Raw genomic sequence first — 16279 nt, 5'->3', positions numbered from 1 at the left:
TATTTCATTTTTAAATTGTGAAATTTCTATTCTTTTATTGTTTGATTTCTACTTCTATAAATCCTCTTACGCTATTAATTAACCACACATAGTCCGCTTCTAAAAGGTCTTTTTTTGCTAGTGTTTTCTCGGAAATCTTATTTTTAGCTAATAGTTCTGCTCTCATTGTCCCTGAAAGAAGACCTGAAGTTACTGGTGGCGTGAAAAAACAGCCATTTATACCTAGAACTATATTCCCGTTAATAAATTCTGTCAGTTCACCCCGTTCATTCCAAAGTAGTGTTTCCTCGGTTTGAGTATTTTTTAAGTTTTCATAGACCTTTCGATGAGTCGTTTTATGATAGAGAAATAAATCATTCGAAGGGACTGGTTTATCAGCAAGTTGCGCTGTTATTCGCTTGTTTTTTGTATCAATTCTTGTTAGTTCTAGATCATGTGCGCCATCAGGATGTAATAAAAAGCGCATTTTGTATGTGTCGGTCGTATTTTTTTGCGCAGTTTTGGTCCATAGTTTCTCTGTTTCTTCCCTATTAAAAGGAATACCGAAAAAGTCTGCGCTTGTTTGTAGTCGTTTTAAATGATATTCGGTTCGGAAAAGCTCACCATTTTCAATTCGCAAACATTCAATTAAAGAAAATTTTGTCGTCTTTTCTAAAATAGCTGATTTTGCGTGGATTTCGGAAAATTCGCTAGCGGCTTCCGAATCCCAGACGATACCGCCACCAACACCATAAGTTGCCTTGTTGTCTGCGATAGCAATAGTACGAATCGGTACATTGAAAATCGCATTTCCGTTAGGTTCTAAAAAGCCAATTGCTCCGCAGTAAACACCACGAGGAGAATCTTCTAGTTCTGAAATAATTTCCATTGTTCGTGCTTTAGGCGCACCAGTTATTGAGCCACATGGGAAGAGTGCTTTAAAAACAGCTGTTAAATCAGTCTCAGGAGGTGTTTCTGCTGTAACGGTTGAAGTCATTTGCCAAACAGTTGGGTAAGGTTCTAGCGTCATTAACTTAGGAACCTTGACACTCCCGGGTACAGCAATCATCCCAAGGTCGTTCCGTAGTAAATCGACAATCATCACATTTTCTGCACGGTTTTTAGGATCGTTTTTTAGCCAATCATGTGCTTCTAAGTCCGCTTGCTCCGTTATTCCGCGGCGAATAGTACCTTTCATCGGGCGTGTCGTTAGAAGATTTTCCTTCCATTTAAAAAAGAGCTCGGGTGAAGCCGAGATAATCTCAAAGTCACTGGTTGAAAGTAGGGCGGTGTAATTCGCCTTTCCAATCTGCTGTAACGTTTCATAAGTCGCTTGAGAAGAAAAGCTGTTTGGCACATCACTTTGAAGTCGCACGGTGTAGTTTATTTGGTAAGTATTTCCAGCTGCAATTTCAGCTTTGATTTGCTCTATTTTCTCGGCGTATTCAGGGAAACTAGTATTCATTTTAAAAGAGAGCGGCGAGGAATCTGGTGTTTCGGTAGCTGTATCGTTAAAATTATCGTATACACCAAACCAGACGAGGGGCATGTTTCCGCTCGGTTTTTTTGTTTTTAAATTACTTCGAAAAGCAGGCGCGGCCTCATAACTGACAAAACCGGCGACGTATTTTCCTGATTTTTGGGCTTCTTCGGCTGCTTTCATTATAGGAAGAACTTCTGCTAAATCATGCGTAACTAGTTCATACAGTGGATTTTCAAAAATTTTTGTGTCGCCTTCAAAATCAAATCGTAATAAGCTCATTTAACATTTCTCCCTAATCGTATAAAGTTTTCAAGTATTGCATGTCCGTTTTCAGATAGGATTGCTTCTGGGTGGAACTGGACGCTGTGAATCGGTTTTGATACGTGAGCTAGTCCCATTATAACGCCGTCTTCTGTCAGTGCGGTTACTTTTAAATTAGCGGGAACTGTGGCAGGATCAATAACTAAAGAATGGTAGCGCGTTACTTGGAACTTTGGTGCAAGCTCTGCAAACAACCCTTCCCCAGTATGCGAAATGATACTTGTTTTTCCGTGAACCGGGACTTTTGCCGGCACCACTTTTGCCCCGAAAAAATGAGCAATCATTTGATGACCGAGGCAAATGCCGAGAATAGGAACTTGAATTTTATCTAGTAGAGCTAAACTTACAGGGAAGTCTTCCGGTGAACCTGGCCCTGGTGATAGAACTACCATTTCGGGAACGAGTTGTTGAAATATTTCAAGCGAAAAATTAGTAGCAGAAACAACCTGTACCTCCTCTTGAAGCTCTAAAAAATATTGGTATAAATTATATGTAAATGAATCATTATGGTCGATGATTAAAATCACTTTAAATCCCCCTAGTTAAAACGGTTATACTCTTTTATAGCAAATAGCTAGAGAGATAACAAGCCCGAATGTTTAAAGCCGGGAGCCGAGTGGAAAGGTACACTAAATAACCAAAGGAAGGTGTTTGAGATGAAAAATGAACTAGAAGATAAGATTCTTGCCATTTTGGAACAACATCAAGTGGGTGTATTAACATCCGTACAAGGAGACTATCCTCATGCTAGATATATGACGTTTCTGCACGATGGTTTAACCCTTTACACACCGTCTGGCAAAGAATTACCAAAGACAGAAGAAGTACGTAGAAACCCACATGTATCCGTTTTAATTGGTTACGAAAGCCCAGGGTCTGCGTTTTTAGAAATTAATGGTTTGGCTTCTCTTGAAGAAGATGAATCAATCAAAGAACGCATTTGGGAAAACATTTCTAAAGAATGGTTCCAAGGCGAAGATTCACCGTCCTTTGTCGTTATAAAAATTGTACCTGAACAAATTAGAATATTGAATTCTGATGATGACGGTCCAGACACGCTCGATTTAATCGGTTAAAGATTTGCTTGTAATTTAAGCAGATATGCGATAGAATAACTTTAAATTAATACGAAAAGCGAAGACAAGAAGTAGTAATGAGGCAGAATTTCTAAAGAGAGCCAGTGGGTGGTGTGAACTGGTGAAGTTTCCTTATGAATCCATCTTGGAGTGAGTGGTGGAAAGCATAATTTTGCGAGTAAATCATTCCGGTTGGGTCCGTTAAACCTAAATGAAGCTGGGGATTTTTTGAAGTCCCAATAAGGGTGGCAACGCGGTTAACTCTCGTCCCTTTCCTGTTAATTCGGGAAAGTACGGGAGTTTTTATATGGAAAAAATAAAGGAGGAGTTAGCATGTTAGATGTTAAATTGTTACGTAATAATTTTGATGAAGTAAAGCAGAAATTACAAAATCGCGGGGAAGACCTTGGTGAATTCGAGAAATTTGGTGAGTTAGATAAACGTCGCCGTACGCTAATCGTGGAGACAGAAGCGCTGAAAAGTCAGCGTAATGAAGTGTCTCAAGAAATCGCTAAATTAAAACGCGAAAAACAAGACGCAGATGCTAAAATTGAAGAGATGCGTGTCGTTGGTGATCGTATTAAAACATTAGACATCGAGCTAAGAGAAATCGACGAGAAGTTAGATATGATTTTAATGTCGATTCCAAATATTCCGCATGAGTCTACTCCGGTTGGTGAATCGGAAGACGATAACGTGGAAATTCGCAAGTGGGGCGAAGTACGCGAATTTGATTTTGAACCAAAAGCTCACTGGGACTTAGGAACAGACTTAGATATTCTTGATTTTGAAAATGCTGCGAAAGTAACTGGTAGCCGTTTTGTCTTTTATAAAAAATTAGGTGCAAGACTGGAACGGGCGCTAATTAACTTTATGATGGACTTGCACTCGAATGAACATGGCTATGAAGAAATGTTACCACCGTACATGGTGAACCGTGCGAGCATGACTGGAACTGGTCAATTGCCGAAATTTGAAGAAGATGCTTTCTTAATTGAAGCAGAAGATTATTTCCTTATTCCAACAGCGGAAGTACCAGTAACAAACTACCACCGCGAAGACATTTTAAAAGCAGAAGATTTACCAAGAAAATATACAGCATTTAGCGCATGTTTCCGTTCTGAAGCGGGATCTGCTGGTCGTGATACGCGCGGCTTAATTCGCCAGCATCAATTTAACAAAGTGGAATTAGTTCAATTTGTTAAACCAGAAGATTCCTACGCGGCGCTTGAAAAATTAACTGGAAACGCAGAAGAAGTATTGCGTCGCCTAGAATTACCATATCGCGTATTAAGCATGTGTACGGCTGATTTAGGCTTCACTGCTGCTAAAAAATATGATTTAGAAGTTTGGATTCCAAGCTATAATTCTTACCGTGAGATTTCTTCTTGCAGTAATTTTGAAAGCTTCCAAGCAAGACGCGCTAACATTCGTTTCCGCCGTGAACCAGGGAGCAAACCGGAATACGTGCATACATTAAATGGTTCCGGGTTAGCACTAGGTCGTACAGTCGCTGCTATTTTGGAAAACTACCAAGATGCAGATGGTTCTGTACGCATTCCGAAAGTATTGCAAGGCTACATGGGCGGTATCGAGAAAATAGAATTACCAAAATAATATGGAAGAAGGAACTGTAATGGCGAACCTTAGCGAATTACCAAACATTGGCAAAGTACTGGAGCAGGATTTAATCAAAGCGGGAATAAAAACTCCCGGCGAGCTAAAAGATGTTGGAAGCAAAGAAGCCTTTTTACGTATTTGGGAAAATGATTCAAGCGTTTGTCTAAGTGAACTATATGCGCTTGAGGGAGCCGTTCAAGGCATCAGGTGGCATGGTTTAGACGAAGCAAAGAAAATCGAACTCAAAAAGTTTCATCAATCCTTATAGAAAAAGCGACGATGCATATTCGCATCGTCGTTTTTTTATTTCCCGGGAAATAGTTATTTTAATTGTTGTTCTGCAAAGGAAGCGTAAAGTGGATGGGAAGCAACTAATTCACTATGTGTGCCACGACCAGTTATTTCCCCGTGTTCAATAAAGAGAATTTGGTCGGCATTGACGATAGTAGAAAGGCGATGAGCGATAACAAAAGTAGTTCGACCTTCCATTAAGTTTGCCAAAGCTTGTTGAACGATTTGCTCGGATTGGCTATCTAAACTAGCTGTAGCCTCATCTAACATAAGGATATTAGGATTACGCAAGAATGCTCGAGCAATGGCAATTCGCTGTCTTTGACCACCTGAGAGCTTCACGCCACGTTCGCCGACTTCGGTTGCCATTTTGTCAGGAAGTTCGGAAATAAAGCCGTCAGCATAAGCTAGTTTTGCTACATTCCATAGCTCATCTTCCGTAATTTCTCGGTCCAAACCATAACAAAGATTATCGCGAATTGTACCAGAAAGCATCGCACTTTCTTGGGAGACATAACCAATTTGTGTTCGCCAGGAATTGATCGAAATCTCGGAAAGGGGAATATCGCCTACTAAAATTTCTCCCGTTTTCGGTTGATAAAAACGCTCTAAAATCGCAAATAAGGTTGATTTACCTCCACCGCTTGGACCAGCGAATGCGATAACTTCTCCGGGTTTTGTATCAAAAGAAACATGTTTTAGAATAGGCTCACCTTCATTATAGGAGAAGGAAATATCAGACGCGCGAATGGTTTTTCCGCTCACATCTACTTTTTTACCAGCGTCGAAATCTTCTTCTGTTTCATTCAAAATATCCGCAATTCGTTCTGTTGCGCCTTTTGCTTTTTGAAGTTGGGCGAAGAATGTTGCGAAAGAAGTGACAGGAACGATAATTTGGAACAGATAGAGCAAAAAGGCGATGAGGGTACCAGTAGTCATCGTTCCAGCTGAAACACGAATCCCACCGTAACCGATGATGCCAACGATAACCCCCATGACAACAAAGAAAATTAGCGGTCCAAGCACAGCAACAACTTTCGCCTCACGAATACCAAAGCCAAATAGGCGATTAATTCCTTGATGGCCAGCTTCGGTTTCTAGTGTTTCCGCATTCGAAGCCTTTACGAGCCTAGCTTCTGATAGCGTTTGGCTAATGGAACCAGTGAAGTCAGCCGTTTCATTTTGAAGACCTTTAGATATTTTAAACATTTTCTGACCAAGTGGTGCAACAACTAGCGCAGTAATCGGAACGGCCACTAAAATAATGAGTGTCATTTTCCAGTCCATGAAGAACAAAATAATAATCGCCCCGACAACAGAAATTATCCCCGTTACAAATTGCGGAAAATGGTCGGCAATCAGCTCCTTCACTACCACTGTATCATTTACCATGCGACTTACCATTTCCCCAGTCTTTGTATTATCAAAGTAAGAAACCGGTAAATGCACAATTTTCTTCCATAAACGTTCGCGAATCGTTGCAACGACTTTCTGACCCATGTAGTTAAGTAAGAAAATCGAGAAGCCATTCGTTATAGCTTGTAAAACAAATGCCAACACAATTAAAGCAATCATTTTTACATCGAGTGAAGCTATTGAAAAGCCATCAATTAAGTTCTTTGTAAAAAGTGGCACAACAAGGCCGGCAACTGTAGTTATCACACTGGCAAATAAAGCGCAGAAAATTATCCAATTCGCAGGTTTTGCGCTAATAAGTAATTGGAAAAATTTTCGCCAACTATATTTTTTCTGATCCATTCATTTCACCCTTCCTGAGTTACCCATCCATAAATTACTTACTTTTTAAGTATAATCAATTTATCTAAAAATAAACCAGTCTAAAGTGGTAGTTATTGAATTATTATCTGACTTTAAATATTTAATAAAAGTAACAAAAAGTTCGAATTTAGGATAAAACACTAACGAAAAACGAGATATAAATTAAGTATTTTATAAAAAGTTGTAATATATTTATCTTTAATTAGGTTTTTAGCTTTTTATGACTGACTGTGAATAGGATTTTGAATACAGCCTTTATGATATAATTACGAAGAGTTTCTTCAATATAATATAGCAAAGGAGAGAATATGCTATTCTTAAAAGAGCTTGAATCCAATCTAACGGTTAGCAAATTAATGGAGTTGTGCTTTGAACATCCAAGTTACAAAGACTACTGCTCGGTTATCAGCACCAAGAAAGGTGAGGTTCTAGAAAGTTTAAGTCCGGCTGGAACAAAAGTATATTTTGTTCTAAGCGGCATATACGGGATGATTGTAGAGGAAGATGCAGAAATGGAAGAAGAAAGCTATAAAGAAAGCATTGTTCGTTTCTTGCAAAAAGGAGATAGTTTTGGACTATATCATCTTTTTTACGATGAATGGAGTCCGCATGTTTCGATGCAGAGCTTAGGTCACGGAGAAGTTATGGAAGTAGATAGCAATTTCTTGTTCTCTATTTTCGACAAAAAAGATGAGAACAACTTTTTTATGATTAAAGTGATGGCAGAAGAATTACGTGAAGCCCATACATTTGCAAAACTAAGCTTCTTGAAAAAGGAAGAACGAATCCGCAAAGCCATTCTCAAATGCGCTCAAACTTTAGGAACGTTTTCTGATAACGGGATATTGCTACCAAGAGAAATCACGCAAGAAGTACTTGCAAGATACACAAATACATCACGAGAATACGTGGCTCATACAGTCATGCATTTAATTAAAGAGGATATAATTAGAAATAGACCAAAGCCTCTCCTAGTGATGGACAAAACTCGATTATAATTTTGTTTCACGTGAAACTTTTTGGAATGCTCAGTGGCATTCTTTTTTTTGTGGAAAAGCACTTCAAAAGCATTATTTAAATTTTTGCGTTATAATGGCTCTGTAATTGAAAGCGCTTGATAGAAAAGGAGGATGTTTTAATGAGATTTTTTATCGATACAGCGAACGTAGAAGAGATTAAAAAGGCTAACAGAATGGGATTCATTGCCGGAGTCACGACAAATCCATCACTTGTTGCAAAAGAAGGTCGCGATTTTAATGAGGTCATTCAAGAAATCACATCCATTGTTGACGGACCGATTAGTGGCGAAGTAGTAAGTTTAGAAGCAGATGAGATGATTGCGGAAGGTCGAGTTATTGCAAAAATCCATCCGAATATGGTTGTAAAGATACCGATGACAGGCGAAGGTTTGGCAGCTGTAAAAGTGTTGACAGAAGAAGGCATTAAAACCAATGTAACACTTGTGTTTTCTGCCACACAGGCCTTGCTTGCAGCACGAGCTGGCGCAACATACGTATCACCGTTTTTAGGTCGATTAGATGATATAGGCGACGATGGCTTAGTTCTAATTCGTGACATTGCGGATATTTTCGAGATTCACGGGATTCCAACAGAAATTATTTCAGCAAGTGTGCGACACCCAATCCACGTTATTGAATGTGCCAAAGCCGGAGCTGACATTGCTACGGTGCCATTTAAAGTGTTCGAACAAATGCTAAAACATCCGTTGACCGACAGTGGGATTGACAAATTTCTTGCAGATTGGGAAGCGGCGAAAAAATAAAAAGGTAGGTTTCTAACTATGAATCAAACATTTGTCGTGAAAAAAGAACATGTTAGTCAATATCCAAATCCCCTTTTTGTGAATAAAAATGAGTCTATTTGGGTGTTTGAAGAAGATACAGAATATCCAGGCTGGATTTTTTGTAAAGTGAAGTCAACCGGAAAAGAAGGCTGGGTTCCTAAACAAATTATTCAATTGAGTAATGATGGAAAGAGTGGAACCGTATCAGAAGACTACTCTGCGCGCGAATTAAATGTTAAACCAGGCGATAAATTAGAAAGTAATCGTGAACTTAATGGTTGGGTTTGGTGCGTAACAGAAGAGAATGAAGCTGGTTGGGTACCACGAGGAAATTTAGAAGCATAAAATGTTCCACGTGAAACATTTTACGCAAATATAGCAAAAAAGCGAAGGGTTTAGTTTTACTTTCGCTTTTTTTGTGGAATAATTAAGGATAACGATAGAAGAATCTAGGTGGGTTTATGGAAAATTGGAAGAAGAATTTGTATGTTGTCTGGGTGGGGTGCTTTCTAACCGGAACCGGATTAAATTTAATCATGCCATTTTTACCATTGTATATTGAAGAATTAGGAGTGCATAATCCGGGTCAAGTAAGCATGTGGTCAGGGATTGCACTCAGTTCGACCTTTTTAGTATCAGCTATTATGTCACCAATTTGGGGTAAACTAGCTGACCAAAAAGGGCGGAGAATTATGCTTTTGCGAGCTGCGCTAGGTATGGCGATAGCGATGATTCTGATGGGACTCGTAAGCAATGTATACCAATTTGTTGGTTTGCGCTTATTAATGGGGATTTTTTCAGGATATATTTCAACAGCAAATGCCCTTATTGCTACACAAGTTCCTCGTCATCGTAGCGGCTGGGCTCTTGGGGCATTATCTACGGCGGCGGTTTCGGGTGTGCTAATTGGCCCGTTAATTGGCGGAGCGTTGTCGGATACATTTGGCGTCAGACCAGTGTTTTACATCACAGGAGCACTTCTTTTAGGTAGCTTTTTCCTCACACTGTTCTTCGTAAAAGAGAAATTTACACCAGTAGAAAAAAAGGAAATGCGGTCAGGGAAAGAAGTTTTCTTATCGCTTAAAAACCCGGGCTTGATTATTTCCTTATTTATTACGACAATGATGATTCAAATTGCGTCCAACTCAGTGAACCCGATTTTGACATTATACGTGCGTGATTTGGCAGGAAATGCGCAAAACATCGCTTTTATTAGTGGGATGATTGCATCTGTTCCAGGGGTTGCGGCGCTTATTGCGGCACCGAGACTTGGGAGATGGGGAGACCGAATTGGTTCGGAGCGAATATTGTTAGGTGCGCTCATAGGTTCAATGTTACTCCAAATTCCAATGGCTTTCGCACAAAACCCATTACAACTAGGGATTTTACGTTTCTTATTAGGGCTTACAGACGGCGCCTTGCTTCCAGCGGTTCAATCATTGCTTACAAAAAATACACCGCGCGAGGTTTCAGGTCGGATTTTTGGTTATAATCAATCGTTTCAATACATTGGGAATGTTATCGGACCGCTTGTTGGGTCAAGTGTTGCCGCCCATTTTGGTTACGGAGATGTCTTCCTCGTAGTTGCAGGCTTTATTTTTATCAATGTACTAATCAGTTTTTATTTCAACCGAAAAATGCACGGAGAGAAGGGAAATCATGCCAACTGAACTAATAAAATTACCAGGAATAGGTAAAAAAATGGTGTTAATGTTAAATGAAATTGGGGTTGAAGAGGTTGCTGATTTAAAAGGGAAGAATCCGCTTGAATTATATGAGGATACTTGCGATAAGCGAGGCGAGAGAATGGATCCGTGTGTACTTTATACGTATCGCTGCGCAGTCTATGTTGCGGAAACGGATGAAGCGGAGCAAGATGTTGATTTGCGAAAATGGTGGAACTGGAAAGATAAACAACATATAAATGAAAGGAATTTAAAGAATGAATAAGTTGAATGAAGCACTCAAAAAAGCTGAACACATCGTTTTTCTAACTGGGGCGGGTGTTTCTGTCCCTTCTGGAATTCCGGATTATCGCTCGAAAAACGGCTTATATGCTGGGATGAGTAGCCCGGAATATATGTTGAGCCATACGTGTCTTGTGCGTGAACCGGAGAAGTTTTATCAATTTGTTACAGAAAACATGTACTATCCGGATGCAGAGCCAAATGCGATTCATACAAAAATGGCTGAAATCGAAGCGGAAAAAGATGTCACGATTATTACGCAAAATATTGATGGTTTGCATGAAAAAGCAGGTTCAAAAAAAGTCGTAAATTTTCACGGTAGTTTATATCATTGTTATTGCCAAAAATGCGGAATGTCTGTTACCGCTGAGGAGTACTTGAAATCGGATATCCATTCGGGTTGTGGTGGCGTCATTCGTCCGGATGTGGTGCTTTATGAAGAAGCGATTCCAGAGAGTGCGATAGACCAATCTCTTGCAGCTATAAGACAAGCGGATTTGATAGTGATAGTAGGGACATCTTTTCGCGTGAGTCCGTTTTGTAATTTAACGGATTATCGAAATAAAAAAGCGCGGATTTTTGCTGTAAATAAAGAACAGATTTCGCTTCCTTATCCATTTGAAATGATGGAAAGTGACGCTGTGAAAGTTTTCGCGGAGATTTGAAACCTTGCAGTAATAGGGGTGGCGTGATAAAATTTTCTTAACCGGCAAATTGTCCGGAATATTTAGAGAAAATGCATGGTCGTTTTCTTGATGAAAATAAGGAGTGGAGAGTTCCATATGAACCCTGACCCCGAGAGTCAGCAGATTATCTTGCAGTTAATTCTTATTGTGGTGTTGACGATGCTCAACGCATTCTTTGCCTCAGCAGAGATGGCCCTTGTATCACTGAACAAAAATCGTGTAAAAAGCCAGGCAGAAACCGGTGATAAAAAAGCGGTTATGCTAGCTAAACTCGTAGATGATCCAAGTAAATTTCTAGCTACTATTCAAGTTGGTATTACGCTTGCGGGATTCTTCTCCAGTGCGTCAGCTGCCACTAGTATTGCGACTAGACTTGAATCTGTTTTTGGAGGAAGTAGTTTTGCGAAAGAGTTATCCATTATCGTCGTAACTATTGTGTTATCATATATCACGTTAGTTTTCGGTGAACTTTATCCAAAACGTTTAGCACTTCAAAAATCAGAAAAAATTGCCCGTGTTTCTGTACGACCAATCATGGCAGTTGGTGTTGTGCTTCGTCCGTTCGTGAAATTCCTGTCTTTTTCAACCGATATTCTTGTGAAATTAACGAGAATGGAGAAAAATACGGATAATGAAAAAATGACGCGAGAGGAAATGCAGCTACTGATTGAAACCGGTCGACGTGACGGTGTAATTGAGGTAGAAGAATTACAAATGCTTCGTGGTGTATTTGAAATGGATAATAAATATGCGCGTGAAGTTATGGTGCCACGAACAGATGCGTTTATGATTGATGCCGAAACAGAGTCGGAAGAACTTTGTGACGCATTATTAAGTGAGAATTTTTCAAGGGTTCCCGTTTTTACAGGCGATCAGGACTCGGTGCTAGGTATTCTGCATATGAAAGATTTTTTTGCGGAAGCGAGAAAGTCAGGTTTTGAAAACATTGATGTGAAGGCGCTCGTTAAAGACGCGTATTTTGCGCAAGAGACGATGTTTATTGACGATCTACTTAAAAATATGCAAAGAACTAGAAATCAAATGGCTATTTTAATGGATGAATACGGTGGTGTTGCTGGTATTGTCACTGTAGAAGATTTATTAGAAGAAATTGTTGGCGAGATTGACGATGAAAATGATGTGTTTTCGGATGAAGTGAAGAAAATTGATGAGACGACATTTATCGTAGAAGGTCGCATGCCGCTTGATGATTTCAATGAAATGTTTCACGTGGAACTTCCATCACGTGGCGTAGATACTGTGGCTGGATTTGTGCTTACTTTAACTGGGACAATTCCAGAAGAAGATGATAAAGTAGTAGTAGAATACGGTACACTTCGATTTACAGTAGAAGAAATGAATGATGCCAGACTGGTTTCGGTTCGTGTCGAAAAAGACATCCAAACAAGCGAACTTGAACAGATGGCTTAATGATAAAAATAGGAGTGCGGTATGAGAAATCTGTCCGCACTTTTTTCTTAGGAATGAGGTTTTTAAAATGCCAAATATTAAAGAAATAGCCAAATTAGCGGGAGTTTCAGTGACGACAGTATCACGTGTGCTCAATAATCATCCGTATGTTGCGGAGGAGAAAAGAGCCCGTGTGCAAGCTGTTATTGATGAATTAGATTATTCTCCTAACCGTAGCGCCATGGATTTAGCGCGTGGGAAAACAAATACGGTTGGCGTGATTATACCTTATAATGATCACCCGTGGTTTGACAAAATTGTAAATGGTATTTTGGAAGTAGCTTTTAAAAACCGTTATTCGGTGACGCTTTTTCCAACAGGATATGATCCGAAAGAAGAAGAAAAGTACTTGATGCGTCTTAAAACGAAACAGGTGGATGGCCTGATTATTACTTCGCGTGCCAATAATTGGGACGTGATTTTGCCGTACCTAGCGTATGGACCGATTATTGCGTGCGAGTATGTGGAATCAAAAGAGGTATCGTGCTCTTATATTGACCGCGTGAAAGCATACCGGGCTGGATTTCAGTTTTTGGAAGATGAAGGTTATAAAAAAGTGGCTTTTACAGCGGGGAGAGCATCGCGTGAAAGTACGAGTACATATGGAAAAATCAATGCTTATGAGCAAGTTTTTGGTTCAGTGGGTGATAATCGGTTTCTAAGTGAATGTTATACGCTTGAAGATGGTTTGAAGGCTGGGGAGCATTTTTTTGCAGAGGGGAAAGACTGGCCTGATGCGATTTATGCGAATGGTGACGAGGTTGCGGCAGGGGTTATGTATCACGTGAAAAAACTCGGCTTGCGTGTTCCGGAAGATGTCGCTATTTTAGGGCAAGAAAATCTCCCAATTGGTAAGGTTTTAGAAATCACAACGCTTGATCATAACCTAAAAAAATTGGGAGAAAATGCTTTTACTATTTTTGAACAAGGTAAATTGCAAAGAATTAAAGTGGAGCATGAATTGATTAGAAGGAAAACAGTTTAAAAAATTATTTGCCAATTAAAGTTAGTTTGGCAATGTTTTCCGCCGTGCGTTCGAGGTTCTTTGTTGTATTTTCGAAAAGAGTGGGTAAATCTGTTATTTCTGGGATGTTTGGGAAAAACGCATCGATACCGTGTTGTTGGGCGATATTGTTTTCGAGTGCAAGGCTACCGACGATTGCTAGGACGAAACAACCTTGTTTTTTAGCTTCTTGAGCAATTTGAACAGGGATTTTCCCCATCATCGATTGCTTGTCCATTCGTCCTTCACCAACAATAACGATATCCGCATCTTTCATTTTATCCTTCATATTAGAAAGTTCCATAACTAGAGCTGAACCGCTTAACACGTCTGCATTTAGGAAAGTCATTAGTCCGGCAGCGATACCACCAGCGGCTCCGGCTCCTTTTTTTGTAGTGATTTTTTGAGATGAAAATTGATCGAGTTTTGCTCCGTAGTTCTGCATGGCGCGCTCTAGTTGAACGAGCATTTCGGGAGTTGCGCCTTTTTGAGCACCGAAAACGAAGGTAGCGCCGTTTTCTCCAAGAAGTGGATTCGTGACGTCGCAGGCTATTTGGAATTGAATGTTTTTCAGCTTTGGATTAAGGTTGCTGGCATCAATGTAGGCTAGTTCTTGCAAATGAATGCCACCGCGCGGAATAGGCTGTTTGTTTTTATCAAGTAGTGCAACGCCCAAAGCTTGGATTAGCCCAGCGCCGCCATCGTTTGTGCCACTTCCACCAAGGCCGATAATGATTTTTTTGACGTTGTGATTCAGTGCCGCCAAAATAAGTTCACCGACGCCTTTAGAGCTCGCGTAAGCTGGATTGCGGTCTACGGCTGGGATTAAATCTAATCCAATCGTGTTAGCGGACTCGATAATTGCAGTTTCTTGGCTAGCGAGAATACCGTAGGAGGCCGTTATTTTGTGACCATTTAGGTTGGTTACTTCTGCTTGAAACAATTCCACCTCGGAAGACTCACTTAAAACAGTAAGAAAACCCTCACCCCCGTCAGAAACAGGGGCAAGGCTAATTTGATCGGCTGGACGTGCTTTAGTCCAGCCTTTTTTTATAGCATTTGCTACTTCAACAGCAGTGGCGCTCTCTTTGAATGAATCAGGTGCGATGACGATTTTCATTGGACCGCCTTCTTAATCCAAACAACCTCATATGCAGTTAATTCAAGTTCACTCGTAACGGGTTGATTGGTTAATAGATTCGTGCCAGAGAAAGCGAGCGTTTTGCGGATATTATGAGAAGTGACGTTGATAATTCCGTAAATACATTCTTCCTCAGATTCCCGTTTTATCGCAAAAACATCTGGTCCTAAATCTAAAATTTCTTGGGTTGCAAATGGTGAAAAAGCGGTGTGGTTTCGTCTGATTTGCACCAATTTTTTCAGTGATGAGAAAATGGTTTGGCGATAAGTGTCTGTTTCAAGTTCATGAACCAATTGATTTTTTTCCAGTTTTTCACGATTGATGCGGCGATTAATACCGGATTCTTCGTAACCAACAAGGTCGTTTTTAGAACCTAGAAGGGAATGATAGTAAATCGCTGGGACGCCTTGAAGTGTTAGCAAAATACTATGGGCAGCGATAATTTTTTTCGTTACGAGTTCTTCGGTTGTGTCTTCGCCCAGGTTTTGCAGGGCTTCACCGTAGTTAATATTAAGTTCGTATACCGACTGCGTGCCATCTGCGTTGTCTTTATAGGAAACTTGGCCACCGTTTTGGACCGCTTTTTGGACGAGAGAATTGATTTCTTCGTCGGAAAGAATTCCGGTCGCAGGGCGCATACCAATTCCGTCATGACTTGCTAAGAAGTTAAAATAAGTCGCTGTGCTAGAAACTTGTGAAATGGATTTCGCCCACTTCGAAAGTTTCGTTGTATCATGGCAAGTGAAGGTATGGAGCACAAGTGGCGGAAGCGGGAACTGATAAACCATATTTGCTTCATTTTCACCATCGCCAAAATAACTAATGTTTTCTTCATGAGGGACGTTTGTTTCTGTGATAATTTGCAGATTTGGATATAGTTCATCAATCAGCAGACGCCAAAGCGTGATGATCTCATGGGTTTCTGGCAGGTGCATACAAGTAGTGCCAGAAGTTTTCCATAAAAATCCAATGGCATCAAGTCGAATGCTTGTCGCTTGTTTGGATGCATAGAAAAGCAGTACATCTGTTAAGGCTACAAGGCAATCGATATTACGGACATTTAAGTCTAACTGATCTTCGCTAAAAGTAGTCCAAAGTTCTTTACCGTTTTCGTATTTGTGGAACAGCGGAGAAGTCCGCGGACGTGTGACGTTTTTATAATCAAATTGGCTGTCCTTCTCGATGAAAAATTGATTGTACGGCGCTTCGTTATCGGAGAATCGCTTAAACCAATCACTTGATTTCGACATATGATTGGCTACGAAATCAAGCATCACTCGGAAGTTCTCAGACATTTTTTGAACGTCATCCCAGTCGCCAAGCTGTTCGTCAATTTGCTTGTAGTCTGTGACAGAGAAGCCATCATCTGACGTACTAGGGAAAATCGGCAGCAAGTGGACATCTGTAATAACATCTTGCGCATATTCTTGTAGGAATTCATTCAATGTTTGTAACGGATGCTTGTTTTTTTCGAAAATGCTGTCGCCATAGGCAATAAGATAGACGTTTTTTTCGGAAATAGTATCAATCGAACCACGCGCATTATTAGAATAGTTTTCGGCGCATGCGAGCATTTTTTCCAAGTATGCGGGTTGGTATGCAGCTTGATAAATTTTTCTTAGTTTTACTTCTATTTGATTAACCAGTTCGGTTTGCATA

At 40.1% G+C, this 16279-nt stretch carries 16 protein-coding genes and 1 other annotated feature; of the genes, 11 read left to right on the top strand and 5 right to left on the bottom strand.

The genetic code is table 11. The annotated features are described in order from the left end of the window. Positions 1-34: 34 nt before the first annotated feature. Positions 35-1741: an aminodeoxychorismate synthase component I gene (gene pabB, locus GL301_RS13920; protein ID WP_003725043.1), complete on the bottom strand. Its 1707-nt coding sequence runs from the start codon at positions 1739-1741 to the stop codon at positions 35-37. Continuing rightward, positions 1738-2310, bottom strand: a complete 573-nt coding sequence (locus tag GL301_RS13915; protein WP_003727636.1) for an anthranilate synthase component II — start codon at positions 2308-2310, stop codon at positions 1738-1740. The genes pabB and GL301_RS13915 overlap by 4 nt, the downstream gene beginning before the upstream one ends. A 129-nt stretch (positions 2311-2439) precedes the next feature. On the opposite strand from GL301_RS13915, the gene GL301_RS13910 reads away from it, so the two are divergent. The 3 genes from GL301_RS13910 (at position 2440) to GL301_RS13900 (ending at position 4747) form a co-directional block, all read left to right on the top strand. Continuing rightward, complete coding sequence (locus GL301_RS13910) at positions 2440-2859, top strand: pyridoxamine 5'-phosphate oxidase family protein (RefSeq protein WP_003725041.1); 420 nt, start codon at positions 2440-2442, stop codon at positions 2857-2859. A 52-nt stretch (positions 2860-2911) separates the two neighbouring features. Further along, positions 2912-3134: a binding site (T-box leader), on the top strand. A 58-nt stretch (positions 3135-3192) separates the two neighbouring features. Further along, positions 3193-4476 carry a serine--tRNA ligase gene (gene serS / locus GL301_RS13905; protein ID WP_003725040.1) on the top strand — a complete coding sequence of 428 codons (1284 nt, stop codon included), beginning with the start codon at positions 3193-3195 and terminating at the stop codon, positions 4474-4476. A gap of 19 nt (positions 4477-4495) precedes the next feature. After that, positions 4496-4747 (top strand): TfoX/Sxy family protein, encoded by a 252-nt coding sequence (locus GL301_RS13900; RefSeq protein ID WP_003727637.1) that lies wholly within the window; start codon positions 4496-4498, stop codon positions 4745-4747. Positions 4748-4800: 53 nt separating this feature from the next. Here GL301_RS13900 and GL301_RS13895 read toward each other — a convergent pair whose 3' ends face one another. Further along, the gene (locus GL301_RS13895) at positions 4801-6528 is read right to left on the bottom strand and encodes an ABC transporter ATP-binding protein (protein WP_003725038.1); all 1728 of its coding nucleotides are present in this window, start codon (positions 6526-6528) and stop codon (positions 4801-4803) included. 329 nt (positions 6529-6857) lie between these two features. Here GL301_RS13895 and GL301_RS13890 point away from each other — a divergent pair, with 329 nt between their 5' ends. The 8 genes from GL301_RS13890 (at position 6858) to GL301_RS13855 (ending at position 13461) form a co-directional block, all read left to right on the top strand. Then, complete coding sequence (locus tag GL301_RS13890; RefSeq protein WP_003725037.1) at positions 6858-7547, top strand: Crp/Fnr family transcriptional regulator; 690 nt, start codon at positions 6858-6860, stop codon at positions 7545-7547. Positions 7548-7687: 140 nt separating this feature from the next. Then, entirely contained in the window at positions 7688-8332 is a 645-nt protein-coding gene (fsa, locus tag GL301_RS13885; RefSeq protein WP_003725036.1) for a fructose-6-phosphate aldolase, read from the top strand. Between the two features lie 18 nt (positions 8333-8350). Then, a complete protein-coding gene (locus tag GL301_RS13880) occupies positions 8351-8698 on the top strand; it encodes an SH3 domain-containing protein (RefSeq protein WP_070298311.1) in 348 nt (115 codons plus the stop codon). 116 nt (positions 8699-8814) lie between these two features. Beyond that, positions 8815-10023, top strand: a complete 1209-nt coding sequence (gene lde / locus GL301_RS13875) for a multidrug efflux MFS transporter Lde (protein WP_070298310.1) — start codon at positions 8815-8817, stop codon at positions 10021-10023. After that, positions 10013-10303: a helix-hairpin-helix domain-containing protein gene (locus GL301_RS13870; RefSeq protein WP_003725033.1), complete on the top strand. Its 291-nt coding sequence runs from the start codon at positions 10013-10015 to the stop codon at positions 10301-10303. Before lde ends, GL301_RS13870 begins: the two co-directional genes overlap by 11 nt. Beyond that, positions 10296-10985, top strand: coding sequence for an NAD-dependent protein deacylase (locus GL301_RS13865; protein ID WP_003725032.1), 690 nt, complete (start codon positions 10296-10298; stop codon positions 10983-10985). Before GL301_RS13870 ends, GL301_RS13865 begins: the two co-directional genes overlap by 8 nt. A gap of 117 nt (positions 10986-11102) precedes the next feature. Next, on the top strand, positions 11103-12437 hold the full coding sequence (locus GL301_RS13860; RefSeq protein ID WP_003725031.1) for a hemolysin family protein: 1335 nt from the start codon (positions 11103-11105) through the stop codon (positions 12435-12437). A 67-nt stretch (positions 12438-12504) separates the two neighbouring features. Beyond that, a complete protein-coding gene (locus GL301_RS13855) occupies positions 12505-13461 on the top strand; it encodes a LacI family DNA-binding transcriptional regulator (protein WP_003727642.1) in 957 nt (318 codons plus the stop codon). A 4-nt stretch (positions 13462-13465) separates the two neighbouring features. Here GL301_RS13855 and GL301_RS13850 read toward each other — a convergent pair whose 3' ends face one another. Further along, complete coding sequence (locus GL301_RS13850) at positions 13466-14599, bottom strand: glycerate kinase (protein WP_070286748.1); 1134 nt, start codon at positions 14597-14599, stop codon at positions 13466-13468. Beyond that, positions 14596-16278 (bottom strand): sugar phosphorylase, encoded by a 1683-nt coding sequence (locus GL301_RS13845; protein WP_070298309.1) that lies wholly within the window; start codon positions 16276-16278, stop codon positions 14596-14598. Before GL301_RS13845 ends, GL301_RS13850 begins: the two co-directional genes overlap by 4 nt. Position 16279 lies beyond the last annotated feature (1 nt).

The sequence above is a fragment of the Listeria sp. LM90SB2 genome (genome assembly GCF_028867355.1).
Classification (GTDB): Bacteria; Bacillota; Bacilli; order Lactobacillales; family Listeriaceae; genus Listeria; species Listeria monocytogenes_B.
The sequence above is the reverse complement of the archived record's forward strand: the minus strand, read 5'-3'. Positions and strand labels throughout refer to the sequence as shown.

Coding starts and splice junctions, on each gene's coding strand:
- GL301_RS13910 (WP_003725041.1), top strand. CDS start 2,440: ATGAAAAATGAACTAGAAGATAAGATTCTTGCCATTTTGGAACAACAT.
- GL301_RS13870 (WP_003725033.1), top strand. CDS start 10,013: ATGCCAACTGAACTAATAAAATTACCAGGAATAGGTAAAAAAATGGTG.
- GL301_RS13865 (WP_003725032.1), top strand. CDS start 10,296: ATGAATAAGTTGAATGAAGCACTCAAAAAAGCTGAACACATCGTTTTT.
- lde (WP_070298310.1), top strand. CDS start 8,815: ATGGAAAATTGGAAGAAGAATTTGTATGTTGTCTGGGTGGGGTGCTTT.
- GL301_RS13850 (WP_070286748.1), bottom strand. CDS start 14,599: ATGAAAATCGTCATCGCACCTGATTCATTCAAAGAGAGCGCCACTGCT.
- GL301_RS13900 (WP_003727637.1), top strand. CDS start 4,496: ATGGCGAACCTTAGCGAATTACCAAACATTGGCAAAGTACTGGAGCAG.
- GL301_RS13860 (WP_003725031.1), top strand. CDS start 11,103: ATGAACCCTGACCCCGAGAGTCAGCAGATTATCTTGCAGTTAATTCTT.
- GL301_RS13895 (WP_003725038.1), bottom strand. CDS start 6,528: ATGGATCAGAAAAAATATAGTTGGCGAAAATTTTTCCAATTACTTATT.
- fsa (WP_003725036.1), top strand. CDS start 7,688: ATGAGATTTTTTATCGATACAGCGAACGTAGAAGAGATTAAAAAGGCT.
- GL301_RS13890 (WP_003725037.1), top strand. CDS start 6,858: ATGCTATTCTTAAAAGAGCTTGAATCCAATCTAACGGTTAGCAAATTA.
- pabB (WP_003725043.1), bottom strand. CDS start 1,741: ATGAGCTTATTACGATTTGATTTTGAAGGCGACACAAAAATTTTTGAA.
- GL301_RS13880 (WP_070298311.1), top strand. CDS start 8,351: ATGAATCAAACATTTGTCGTGAAAAAAGAACATGTTAGTCAATATCCA.
- GL301_RS13845 (WP_070298309.1), bottom strand. CDS start 16,278: ATGCAAACCGAACTGGTTAATCAAATAGAAGTAAAACTAAGAAAAATT.
- GL301_RS13855 (WP_003727642.1), top strand. CDS start 12,505: ATGCCAAATATTAAAGAAATAGCCAAATTAGCGGGAGTTTCAGTGACG.
- serS (WP_003725040.1), top strand. CDS start 3,193: ATGTTAGATGTTAAATTGTTACGTAATAATTTTGATGAAGTAAAGCAG.